The sequence below is a fragment of the Candidatus Poriferisodalis sp. genome (assembly GCF_965219595.1).
GTDB lineage: Bacteria > Actinomycetota > Acidimicrobiia > Acidimicrobiales > Poriferisodalaceae > Poriferisodalis.
Genome location: NZ_OZ244781.1, coordinates 1,614,934 through 1,627,320, shown reverse-complemented (window position 1 = coordinate 1,627,320; position 12,387 = coordinate 1,614,934). Strand labels below are relative to the sequence as shown.

Sequence of the window (12,387 nt, the reverse complement as noted above, 5' to 3'; positions counted from 1 at the left end):
TCAGCTTGCCTCGTTTCGGCAGCCCCGGCTAACGCAACACAGCACGGCAAGAAACAATCGGATCATTGGGTTCCGCTGGGGATCTCGATCGGGATTGCCGTGCCCGCAGCGACGGCTACTGGCGTCCAGAGGTCCACCTCGACCTCGGGGCTCTCAATCGTGACGATCAAGGAATAGCGGGCGCCAAGATCGCTGCGGTCGCGGGCTGGCAGCTCTTTCCACCAGCCAGTGACCGGAAAGACTGCGATCGTGGCGCGCTGCGCCAGATCGGCCGCCGATCCTGTCCAGTAGTCGACGTGCAGCGAACCGCGTACGCGTTCTTGCGGGCCCAAGAACCACTCACCGGTGTCGTCAGCAGAGGGGGTTCGCTCTTCGTCCTCAGCGCGGGCCAGCTGATTGAGACGCTGGCGAAACTCCTCTCGAGACTCGGTCGCGCGGCGAATGTCGAATCTGAGGCCATGCGAGGCGTATCGAAAGCGGCTGGTCCATCCGCGCCGGGAAGGGTTCGGAAGAACGAAGTACGACAACGCGACTCTGAGTTCGACTTGAGTGTCTCCGAGGTCGGCCAGCACTGCATCGGGCCACGGAAGGTCATGGAGGTGAATCTCTCGCATCTTGCCGCCGGTGTACGGGCAGATCGCATCCTGAGCGATCAAGGTCACCGCGTCGTCGGCACTGCGCATCGCCCGTTCCCGGTCAGGCACACCCCAGCCATAGCGGCGTACACGATTCGCGTGGTCCTGCTTCCTGCGGCCCGGAGTGCTGGTGATCATCCGAGGCGACCATCGTGCAGACTGCACGATGAGAGCTCGAAGAGTCTCGGGCCAGAAATCTGGATAGTTCGCCCGCAAGTCAGTCGCTAGGCCACCGACTGCGGCCGTCGCTGGACTCGTGCCTGTCATCGTCGTGAGCAGGCGACCACCGAGCACAGTGGAACGGGTGGTCAGCACTCCCAGTGCACCCGGTGTGTCGACTGCCGTCCTCGCGGGCGACACGGCCGCGTTTCCGCCCTCGCAGACCACTTCGGGCTTGTGGGGCCACTGTTGCTTGAACCCAACCGAGGTGCGGCTGAATGGCGACAGCTCGCCGCGCGGCGCGAGCGGAGCCCAGCCATTGAAATCAGTCTGAGAGGACAGGTCGTGCAATTCCGTAGACGCGCCGACGGTGATGACATTCCACGCTTGACCGGGATCTTCGATCGGCTCAAGATCAGATCGCGTGAGATGGTCAAGTTCGTACGGGCGGCGCACGTTCCCGGCCGATACACAGAACAGCCGCTGACTGACATGCTCCTCTTCGAGGATTGCCACGATGCCGTCGTCGGATACGTCTATCGCCTGTCCGGCTGCAAGTGCGTCAAGTGCGGCCGACCATCCAGTGGGTTGGCCGAGTTCTGCGCCGGCTGCTTTGCCCGAGTCTGCAGACACCGCCATGACGAAGGTGCGGTCTCTTTCTGGTTGCGCGATCTCGGGCAGCGAGACGGCCTGGGCGGTGAGTGCCGCATAGAGTCGCTCATCGTTGAGGCCTTGGTCCGGCAGAATTTTCACCGATTCAAGTTGCCCGGCGAGTGTCGCTGGCAGCGGCGAAAGCAGCGCCCCACCAAGGTCGCCATAGAGAGCGACGCCTGCCATCTGAGTTCCGTGCCCCCGACGATCCGCTGGTCCCCACTGCGGGTGGCATGTATGTGCATCTGACGGCGTCAAGACGGTCGTGATGAGCGGATGGCCTTCGTCGACACCTGTGTCGAGCAGACACACCGCAGGAGCACCGGCAGCCAGCGGGCTGATGCGACCCGCGAGGTCATCGACGAATTCACGCTGGTCGGCCGCGGCCCAGTCCGCCAACGGCTGAGCCGCGACAGTCGGACGGCGGAGCTCCGCCAGGTCATCCAGTACGCCAATAGCCGACGACAATTGCTGCGCCGTCGCTAGAGCGAGGAGTACGCGGCGGTCTTCGAAGAGCACTCGGGTTGGCCCGATCACCACACCTGTCTGTTCAGCGAATGAGACGATTCGCTCCTCCACGCCTTCCCTCTCGCGCAGCCATAGCTCCCACCACCTTCGTTCTTCGGGTGGTGGAAACGACTCCGTCGACTCAGTCCAGAAGGTCTCAAGCGTCGCTAGTCGCAGATCTGCGATGGGCACAGCGAGCTTCCGGTGACGCGGGTGCCCCTTTTTTGTATTTTCGGTGGCGTACTGCTCAAATTTCTGCAAGAAGTCACCGACTTGCTCGTCGGGAACGAAGACGGTCGCACGTTGAACAACGCGATCTTCAATCGCGACGCTCTTCACAGCTCGAAGCTCCGGGTGATTCCGTCGGTTTCGAGGTTCGAGCGAGGGAAGCGCCAGCTCAATGTCGGGGAACGATTCGAACTCGACGTATATGCCTTCGATCGTTCCCTCAACCTCGATGTCGCGTGCGGCTGCGCGTCGAGTCTGGGCGTCGTCGAAGGCAACGTTGAGCCGGTTGCGCAGGCGCTCGCCATGGGCAGCGCGGTCGCCGGGTGACGGTGGCGCCTGACCTATGGGACCGCGCGGCGTCGGTTGGTAGTCCTCCGCTGTGGCGGGCGCGGCCACGACGATGTGGGGGCGATTGCGGGGTGCCGCCACTATTCGTGAGTGTCGTCGCGATGACGGGTTTGGAGCGCGTCGAGAAGCGTCTCGGTATCCATGGTGCGTCGGTCGGCCAAGATGATGGCCTTGGCGGCGCCTTCCGCGGCGATGGTGATCTCGCTGTGGCTCAGCCCCTTTGCCGCGGCCCCGATCTTGCGCCAATCAATGTCAGCGAGATCGAGTGCTGCCAGGCGGTTGCGGATGACCTTGTTCCCGATCCGCACATCTGGAAGGCAGTACTCCAGTCGAGTGTCGAACCTGCGAAACAGTGCCCGATCAAGGGCTTCGGGCAGGTTGGACGTCGCAATCAGGACGCTGTCGGAATCGTCGTCCTCCAGGAATTGCAGGAACGAATTGAGCACCCGCTTGATCTCGCCAACGTCGTTCGGGGCGGCTCGCGTGCCTGCCAGCGCGTCAACTTCGTCGAAGAGATAGATGCCCGTCGTGGCGACCATGGCATCGAAGATCAAACGGAGTTTCGCGGCCGTCTCGCCCATGAACTTTGTGATGAGCCCGTCAAGCCGCACCGCGAACAACGGCAACGACAGTTCGCCCGCCAACGCCCGCGCCGTCATCGTCTTGCCGGTACCGGGAGGCCCCACCAGCAGCAATCGTCGGGCAGGCGCGAACCCACGCGAACGCAACCGGTCCTGCTGGCGCTGCTCATGAAGCACCCGCTGTAGCTCACTACGCAATGGTGCCGCCAAGGACAAGTCAGCCAGTCGCTCATCGGGATACGCAGCCGTGAGTAGCGATGCAAGCTCTCCGCGTGGTGCCGCCACGGGCGTGGGCGTCGCAGCACGTGGCTGACCCCTGCCTGCGTCGATGAGTGCCTTGAGATCCTGTGCATACGTCGCGTGGCCACTACGAGCTTCAGTAGCAGCAAGCTGCAGCGCGACCGCGTAGAAGCGCTCGTCATCGCCAGACGCATGGCTCTTGATGAGCGCCTTGACCTGGTCCGCCGTAGCCATGCCGCCAGCCTCCCCGCGCCCCTGACGGTACCCCGGTCCGCCACGTCGCAGCAGACCAAGCGCTTGCAGGGCGAATGGTTCAGGCTACTTGTGCAAGTATCTAGATGCCTTGCTACCTCACCATCGAGCAGCTACGTTCGACCGCGATGCTGACGCAGGGACGATCAGATGCCTACACAATCTGACACGAAGAACTTGACGCTGCGCATTGACCGCACGCTGGCCGACCGGGTCCGGACCGTCGCTGAGGTCGAAGGATTGACCGTGAGCGATGTGATCCGCGCTGCCCTCACCGAACATGTCGAACGCCGGCGCAGAGACCCAGAGTTCCAAGCGTTACTTCGGCGAAATCTCAAGCGACACCAAGAGTTGCTGAATATGTTGGCCGACAGCTGATCTGTTCTACCTCAAGTTCGACGGCCTACTGGGCTGCTGCCGTCAACCACGCCGCGCTACTCCGTCACCAAGGATACGAGACCGTCGACAGGTGACCGTAAGGATCGCGCTTACCCACAACGCTCGGGCCATGCTGAGCGGCGGCAGATCGAATCACTCTCGCGATCATTCTCACACTCGGCACGGCAAGGTCAATCTCTTGGCGCGATGTAGTTCCGGTCGTTTTCAAATTACGCAGGTCGCTACGCGATTGAGCATGTGGCAGTGGCAACTTCGGCCCATATCCTTGACCTAGGAGGATAGCACCACGTTTTCGAACGGCAAGGAACAGTCGGTCAAGAATCCAGTCGTCGAGTTCGATGAGTCGCTCATCATCGTCAATCAATGGGTAAGCGGACATAATGCCCTTGAATCTTCTCAATGGGGTATCGCGCTGTTGATATCGACGAACAGCTTTCTGTGAGAGATCACCGTACAGAAACCTGCGAATACTCCAGATCAAGGAAACATAGTCTCGATCGACGTTGCCTGCGAAGCGCTTGGGATTCTGTGTTTGCTTGAGTGGTTCATGAAGCAGGTTCCAGTATATGAGACTGATGATGCGTTTCTTTATTCGGTCGACAGCTGTTTGCTTCATGCCGACATTGGTGAGGCCCACACGGTATCCGAGATAATCGACACCCTCGGTACGGCTCATCTCTGACTTCGCGTCAGGCGGCACAAGAAGCCTAATGCCGGGTGACTTGTCTAGATTGACATCTACGCCTATTGATGCCGCCTGCGCATGCAACACGTCGACGGCTTGGCACAGTCGGTCATAATCCCTAGACCAGATGAGCGTATCGTCCGCGTAGCGTACGAATCCCACACCGCACCGCTCTAGCTCTCGGTCTAGGTGCCAAGCGGCAACGTTGGCGAGGAAGAGTGAGATGGATGTACCTTGCGGTATTCCGCAATCTCGTGCGGCCACACTTTGGGTTCCATAACGCTCCTGATCATGCGCAGGCACACGCAAGAAGCCCTCAATTGCAGAGCGCTCGATCTCAGTCATCAGAAAATGGTCCTTTAGCACCTTGTGAATATGATCATGCTGGATCATGTCAAAGTACTTCTGGAAATCATACTCTGCTATGAACAGCCGGTTCGAAGCGGCAAATTCAGATTTGACATATTGAATGGCATTTTGCGCAGACACGTCTTTGCGGTAGGCATAGGCCCTAGCGCTTATGATCGGAAGGTTCTTTTTCAGCAACCCTTCGAACAACATCTTCGAAACGGCACCATCAGCAACCTGATACACACTTACCTCGCGTTCGCTACCGTCTGCCTTTGGTATGCGAAGGAGAATGGGATTCCTGGGTTCGTATTCTCGCTCTTCGAGTCGCTTACGGATGCTGTGCGCGACCCGAGAGGCTCTGGCGCGAGTGAGATAGGGATTGAAGCCGTCGTCTATCGACCATTGGGATGGACGCTCAAGCTTTAGGGGCTGGATTGGCGATGTCGTACGTCGATCCCGCCGTACATTCTCTTCAGCGAGGAGTCGACCCTTCGTTTCGTGACGCGCAATGAGACGTTGCGCTTCTCGCAGTATTTCATCTTGAATGCGCATTATTCTCGCTTTCGTTGGCGAGGCCCGGCCCCAAATGGGGCCGGACCTAGCGGCCTCCGAAGATTCCGGAAGGGAAACATCGCACTCACGCAGGAGTCGCACCTGACGGTGTGGCTCCTATTTCGGATCACCGGGTGATCAACCCGAACGTGATCCGGTAGGTCTCCGGTGGCCTACCCCCCTTGGGGGCTTCACCGACTCTGATGCTACCTGTGGAGCAGCGCTAATCGAAGCGGTCTGTGAGGAAGCTGTCGATCTCGTCTGCCGGGATGGCGCGGGTGGAGTTGTTGCGGCGCTGGTAGAGGGTGTCTGCGCCGTTCGGGTTCTTGACCCAGATGGGGCGGGAGCTGGCGGGGATGTCGATTCGGCAGATGTCGTGGCCGTCGACTTGGTCCATGCGGATGGCGAGGCGGTTGGCGCCGGCGTGGCCGAGGCGGTGTTCGAACAGGGTGTCGAGCCAGTTCACGAAGCCGTCTGCGTTCGGGGGTTTGACTTGGGCGTAGTCGTCGTGGAGACCGACGGGGTCGCCGTCGTCGGTCACGCCGATGAGCAGCGTGCCGCCGTGGTCGTTGAGCATTCCGGCGGCGGTCTTGACGATCACCTCTTCCATTGCCCGGTCCTTGCGCCGTTCCCGAACGTTCCACCTGGCCGTCTGCTTGTACTCGACCTCACGCGTCTCGCCGCGGAGCAATTCGTTGGTCGGGCGTGCCCAAGTGGCGTGCGCGCCGAGCAACTGCTCCATGAGCAGCGCCCGTACCTCCGGATCGGCACCAGCAAGCTCGACCAACTCGCTGCTGACTTCTTCAGCGACGGTCGGCAGCGTGGCTACGGCTGTGGTCGGGCCGGCTGCGGTCTCGGGAGCGTCGTACACACTTCCGCGATCGTCGAAGTAGCTGGCGTAGATGTGGTCGTAGATGTTGCCGACCTTGCGGTCGAACAATTCGGGGCCGTAGACCTCAGGCAACTCTTGGTCGAGGACGCTGCTGATCGCGACCTTCACGGCCGAACGGGTCTGTTGCAGCTTCTTCCAGTCGAGGACGAGCTTGTCCTCGACGTGCTTCAGCAGCTTCTTCGCAACACCCTTGACCTTGCGAGCCTCCGACTCGGTCAACTCCGGGTCGGGCTTGGTGAGCAGGTCGAAGATCGCTAGCTCGGCCTCGCTCAGGTCCTCGCGGACGGCCCGTTGCTCTTCGTCGGTGAGTTCGTCGTTGATGGCTTTGAGGCGACGCAGGAACTCCTCGAGGTTGTGGGTGCCAGCGTTGTAGTCGTCGATCAGCTGCCGGAATCGCTCGGCGAGATCGAGGCGCATCGGGTTCTTCCGCACCGCGTCGTCGAGGCGTTGCTCAAGATCCTTCTCGATGGCTTTCGCGACGGTGCGCTTGTTGGCTGCGAACTGGAACGCAAGCTGATCGAAGTCCAGCTGGCTCAGATCGATGAGCGGATCGGCACCGCCAGCCGAACGGATGATGTATTCCTTGGCGCCCACCGACCGGTCGAGCAGGTCGGAGACCGAATCCATCACCTCGCTGATGTCTGGCGCCTCCGACGATGACTCGATCTTCGATGCGATCGAGCGGATCACTGCCACCCGATGTGTCACGGCCATCGCTTCGGGATCGGGCAAGAGCGACTTGAACGTCTTGCGCACCCGTCGCGCTAGGGCGATGTATCGGCGTCGGGTCTCCTCGTCGACCAGCAGTGCCTCAACGGCTGCCTTCTGGAGCGCAATGAACTCGAACCCTTGCGCCGATTCCAAGTCGTGAAGATCGATGTCGTGGGCGTGGCAGAAATCGATGGTCTCGGCGAATGCGGACTCGAGCTCGGCGATCAGCTCGTCCTTGGGACGAATCGGCGAGTCAACTTCCCTTCCGGCGTCGTCACCGTCGGTGTCTGGCCGCTCCGCCGCATAGATCGCGAGGGCGCGCTCCAGGTTCCGGAACACGCCCACGTAGTCGACGATGAGGCCGTTGTCCTTGTCGCCGAACACTCGGTTGGCCCGGGCGATGGTCTGCATCAGCGCGTGATTGCGCATCGGCTTGTCGAGGTACACCGTCGACGTTGACGGCGAATCGAAGCCGGTCAGCCACATCGCGCAGACAAACACCAGCCGGAACGGATCGTCGGGGTCCTTGAACTTCGAATCCAGATCCTCTTCGACCATCCGCTTGCGGTGCTTGGCGATGTCGAGTCCGGCATCGGCCATGTCCGCCACTTCGTTCTGCGCTTGCGACACGACCACGGCCATGTCGGTGGAGCGCATGAACTCGATCAGCGACTCCAAGTGCGGGCGCTCCACCTCAGGCGTATCGGCCAACTGCCCCTCGAGCTCAGCCCGGTAGCGGGCCCACTCGGCTTCGACTAGGTCGAACATGCGCACGGCTGTGGCCTTGTCGATAGCCACGTACATGGCCTTGCCGCGAAACCCGCGATTGACGAAGTGGTGGACCAAGTCGGCGGCGACCTCTTCCAAGCGCTGCGGCCGCGTGATCAGCTCGTACTGCTGAGAGAAGCGTCGGGCGACGGCTCGCTCCTGGGCGTCGTCCAGCTCGGCCTCTTCGAGCAGGTCTTCGAGTTCGTCGTCGAAATCGTCGTTGGTGAGCTGCAGCTCGGGAGTGCGGTTCTCGTAATAGAGCGGAACGGTGGCGCCATCGGCGATCGAGTCCCGGAAGTTGTAGATCGAGACGTAGTCGCCGAAGACGCGACGTGTTTCTTCCTCGCCGACGATCAGCGGCGTGCCGGTGAACCCGAGGTATGAGGCGTTGGGCAGCGCCAGCCGCATGTTGGCGGCCAGCGTGTCGTACTGCGTGCGGTGCGCCTCGTCGGTGATGACCACGATGTCGTCTCGCTCGGACAGCACCGGCATCTGCTGGCCCTGCTCGGCCGGAATGAACTTGTGGATCAGCGTGAACACGTAGCGGTGGTCCTGGCCCAGCAGCTCCCGCAGGTCGGCCGAGGATTCGGCGTGGACTTCCTGACCGGCGGTGATGACACCCGAGTCGGCAAATTGCTCGTAGAGCTGCTCGTCGAGCTCTTTGCGGTCGGTCACCAGCACGAATGTCCAGTTGCCGGGTTCCCTGCGGAGCACCTTCTGGGTGAACCACAGCATCGACAGCGACTTGCCCGAACCCTGCGTGTGCCAGAACACGCCGAGCCGGCCTTCCCGCTGCTGCAGTTGCTGCAGAGCTTCCAGCGAGTTGTTCACCCCGAGGTACTGGTGGTTCTTGGCAAGCGCCTTTACCAGGCCACCGGGTCGCTCGGTGTAGGCGACGAAGTTCTCGACGAGGTCGAGCGTCCGATATCGGTCGCAGGTGCCCCGCAGCGCTGTTTCCAGCGACACGATGCCTTGTTCGCCCTCGGAGTCGATGCGTTTCCATTCCGCGAAGTGCCCCCATGGGGCGTAGGTGGATCCGACCCGCGTGTCGGCACCGTTCGAGAGCATGACGAAGGCGTTGAACCAGAACAGGTGAGGCACCGTGTCGCGGTAATCTCGCAGATTGTCCTCGTAGGCATCGTGGACGTTCTTGTGCGACACCTTGAGCTCGATGAGCACGAGCGGGATGCCGTTGACGAACAGCACGACGTCGGCACGCCGCCTGTACATGTCGCCAGCGATCCAGAACTGCGAGACAGCGAGCCAGTCGTTGGCATCGACTCGATCCCAAGCGACGAAATGGACGGTTGTCGTCTGCCGGTTGCCGTCGTCGCCGCTGATCTCGACCTTCGCACCGTCTCGGAGCAGTTCGTAGATCCCGCGGTTGGCTCGCACCTGATCCATCGCAGATCGATCCTGAACGAGCTGGTCGATCGCTTCCCCAAGGACGGTGTCGTCGAGCCCCGGGTTTAGCCCCCGTAGAGCATCTCGAAGTCGATGAGTGAGGACAGGCTCCGATTGCGAATCCCTGCCGAGGGTGCCAGCAGGACCAAGCGTCTCATCGAAGCCCGAGACGATTTCCCAACCGAGCTGCGCCAGTAGTCGAAGCGCCGGCTGCTCGACCAGCTCATCCTCGGTCAGACCGGAGGGGCTCACACCCCCACCGCCTCCAAGTCCGAATCTGAGATATCCAACTCACCAGACACCAAGCGTGGCAACAGAAGATCGCGTGACTCGCGCAAGACCTCCACTTGTCGGAGAAGCACGTCGGCCATGGCAAGTATCGGTTCCACCGCCCTTGCATAGTTCGCCACCAACTCCGATGGAGGGTCCACAATCGCCGTAGCCATCACATCCGCTGGCTTCACCCGTTGATGGCTTGTCGAAGTGCCCCCGGCAGTCGATGCGAGCGCACTGGTGAACCCAGTCGATGACACCAACCCATAGATAAAGGCCAACGGCCAACGCATCGGTTCGCTTAACACCAAGAACTCGGTGGATGCCACTGCTCGCCGGGATCCGTTCGTCACATCAGCGCGCCAGATACGCGGTAGACGAGGATTCAGCTTTGATACCAGAATGGACTGACCCGAAAGCAAGTATTTTCCGCTGCGGATATCTGAGCCAGCTTCAACCTTCGGTCGGCGATGGGCGTCGAATGCAGGAATCGAATAATGATCAAATACTTCATCCGCGCTCTCATATGGCTTGATGTTCTGGCGCTTGAGCTCTATTTCTGCACCAAGAGAGGAAATCGCCCAACCCTTGGGTATTGGGCCGAGTTCAGACGCGACGAGTTCGAACTTCTCATGCCCCGGAAACAGGAAACAAGTGAACCTTTGGTCATACAATAGCTGTGCCGTCTTCTCCAAGATGTGGATCTGTCGCCCAATTTGCTCGATCAACCCGTCTACGGCGCGGACTCTTTCTCCAATCTTGAACTGAAGGTCAAATGGGGGAACCGTGACTGGCAAGCTCTTGAGATTGGACTGAGACAGTTTCGGCTGTGCGGCGCCCGTCACAAAGCCCTTCAAAGGATGGAACTCGAGATATGCACGCAGAAAATCCGCATCGGCTTTCTTATCAATGGCTCTTACAACATGTGCGTGGTTATTTACCCAGAACTTTCCGTCTGCAATAAACGCGATAGGTTCCTTCCGAGACCGCAAATTCTCGCCATCTTCAGCGATCAAGAGGAATCTTCCATCAAAGATGTAGTCATCTATAGAGTCGATAATGCCTTGTGCGCCATAGTACGGAAACGTTCCGGGACGCTGGTGCCTTTCCTGCTTGCTAAGTGGAATTCGCCTGCGGTCGTGAAACTCAACTAACTGTTCAAATGGAACAGTCATCCAAGACGCAACGCTCACGAGAGTGCCTGCAGCATTTGCTCGCGAACTGAGCGAGATAACACATCAGCTGTAGCCGACAACGATTCAAACTCTTCGAGAAGTGCTTCAAGCCGTGCTGCAAACTCGAGATCGTCGACCGCCCGCGTCTCCGCGCCCACATACCTACCGGGGTTGAGACTCCATCCTTGAGCTTCGATTTCTTCAATTGAGGCGTCTGCGCAGAATCCAACTACATCAGAATACTCTCTACCGCATAGAAGCTCGTCGAGAAGCTCTGCACTTCCGTCAGCAAGCTGCGGAGGTTCACCACGCCAGAGGCGCACGACGTTAGCCAATTGGTCGATCTGTCTCGGAGTCCAGTCTCGGTGCGCTCGGTCAACCTGGTTGTAGATCTCGCGAGCGTCAACGAAAAGGACGTTGCCCTCGCGTTCGGTGCCCCGCTTCCCGCGATCGAGGAACCAGAGCGTCACCGGCAACGTCACGGTATAGAACATGTTGGTCCCGACGGCGATGATCACGTCAACGCAGCGGTCTTCGACCAGTTTGCGGCGAATCTCAAGCTCGCTTCCTCGGGCATCCGACGCAGAGTTGGCCATAACGAAGCCAGCTCGGCCAGTGCCGTTGAGGGCCGAGTAGAAGGTTTGGATCCACAGGTAGTTGGCGTTGTCGGCCGTGGGCAGGCCGAACGGGAACCGGTCGTCGTCTTCGAGCTTGGTCTTATCGACCTTGTCGACGTTGAACGGCGGGTTCGCCATGACGAAGTCGAACTGGCCGAGCGAGTCGTGTAGGTCCTCGTAATAGGTGTTGCCCTGGCGGATATCGCCGCCGAGCCCATGGACGGCAAGGTTCATCTTGGCCAGCCGGACCGTATCGGCGACTCGCTCCTGCCCATAGATCGAGAGCTCCCGGCTCGGATCGTCGCGGTGGCGCTCCACGAAGTGCGCCGACTGCACGAACATGCCGCCCGAGCCGCAAGCGGGGTCGTAGATCCTCCCGTGGAACGGCTCGAGGATCTCGACGATGAGGCGCACGATCGAGGTCGGCGTGAAGAACTCGCCGCCGCCGCGCCCCTCGGCGAGGGCGAACTTGCCCAGGAAGTACTCGTAGATCAGCCCGAACCCGTCGCCCTCGATGGCGTCGGGCAGCGTCTGCAGCAACCGCAGCAGCTCGCCGAGGATGTCGTCGGGGATGCGGGAGTAGTCCTTCGGCAGCACACCGCGGAGGTCCTGATTGTCCTCTTCGACCGCCTCCATGGCCTTGTTGATCGCCTTGCCGAGATCAGCGCCTTCCGGCAGGTTCAGCAACCGCTCGAAGCGGGACTCCTCCGGGAGGTACAGCGCTCCGATGGCCTTGTAGTCGTCGGGGCCGATCTTCCGACGGGCGCTGCCCTTGCCTACCTGTTCGGAGGCTGTGGCGAATCGCTGATCGGCGTACCTCAGGAAGATGAGCCCCAGCACGGGCGATGCGTACTCGGATGACTTCAGCTCCGAGTTGGCTCGCAGCTGGTCGGCCGTCTCCCAGAGCTTGCTCTGCAGTTCACCAAGATCTGTCGCCACACCCATCCCTCCGACGAACC

At 60.6% G+C, this 12,387-nt stretch carries 7 protein-coding genes; 1 reads left to right on the top strand and 6 read right to left on the bottom strand.

Annotated elements, in window-relative coordinates; genetic code table 11:
* Positions 1–62: 62 nt before the first annotated feature.
* A complete protein-coding gene (locus ACOQPE_RS07270; protein WP_420611155.1) occupies positions 63–2,609 on the bottom strand; it encodes a S8 family peptidase in 2,547 nt (848 codons plus the stop codon).
* Entirely contained in the window at positions 2,609–3,583 is a 975-nt protein-coding gene (locus ACOQPE_RS07265; protein WP_420611154.1) for an AAA family ATPase, read from the bottom strand. Before ACOQPE_RS07265 ends, ACOQPE_RS07270 begins: the two co-directional genes overlap by 1 nt.
* 195 nt (positions 3,584–3,778) lie before the next feature.
* Between ACOQPE_RS07265 and ACOQPE_RS07260 the strand changes: the two genes are divergently transcribed.
* Positions 3,779–3,979: a ribbon-helix-helix protein, CopG family gene (locus ACOQPE_RS07260; RefSeq protein WP_420611153.1), complete on the top strand. Its 201-nt coding sequence runs from the start codon at positions 3,779–3,781 to the stop codon at positions 3,977–3,979.
* A gap of 64 nt (positions 3,980–4,043) precedes the next feature.
* Here ACOQPE_RS07260 and ACOQPE_RS07255 read toward each other — a convergent pair whose 3' ends face one another.
* The 4 genes from ACOQPE_RS07255 to ACOQPE_RS07240 form a co-directional block, all read right to left on the bottom strand.
* Positions 4,044–5,588: a reverse transcriptase domain-containing protein gene (locus ACOQPE_RS07255; RefSeq protein WP_420611152.1), complete on the bottom strand. Its 1,545-nt coding sequence runs from the start codon at positions 5,586–5,588 to the stop codon at positions 4,044–4,046.
* 223 nt (positions 5,589–5,811) lie between these two features.
* Positions 5,812–9,615 carry an HsdR family type I site-specific deoxyribonuclease gene (locus ACOQPE_RS07250; RefSeq protein WP_420611151.1) on the bottom strand — a complete coding sequence of 1,268 codons (3,804 nt, stop codon included), beginning with the start codon at positions 9,613–9,615 and terminating at the stop codon, positions 5,812–5,814.
* Complete coding sequence (locus ACOQPE_RS07245) at positions 9,612–10,811, bottom strand: restriction endonuclease subunit S (RefSeq protein WP_420611150.1); 1,200 nt, start codon at positions 10,809–10,811, stop codon at positions 9,612–9,614. The genes ACOQPE_RS07250 and ACOQPE_RS07245 overlap by 4 nt, the downstream gene beginning before the upstream one ends.
* Positions 10,812–10,825: 14 nt before the next feature.
* A complete protein-coding gene (locus tag ACOQPE_RS07240; protein ID WP_420611149.1) occupies positions 10,826–12,373 on the bottom strand; it encodes a type I restriction-modification system subunit M in 1,548 nt (515 codons plus the stop codon).
* Between the last annotated feature and the right edge of the window lie 14 nt (positions 12,374–12,387).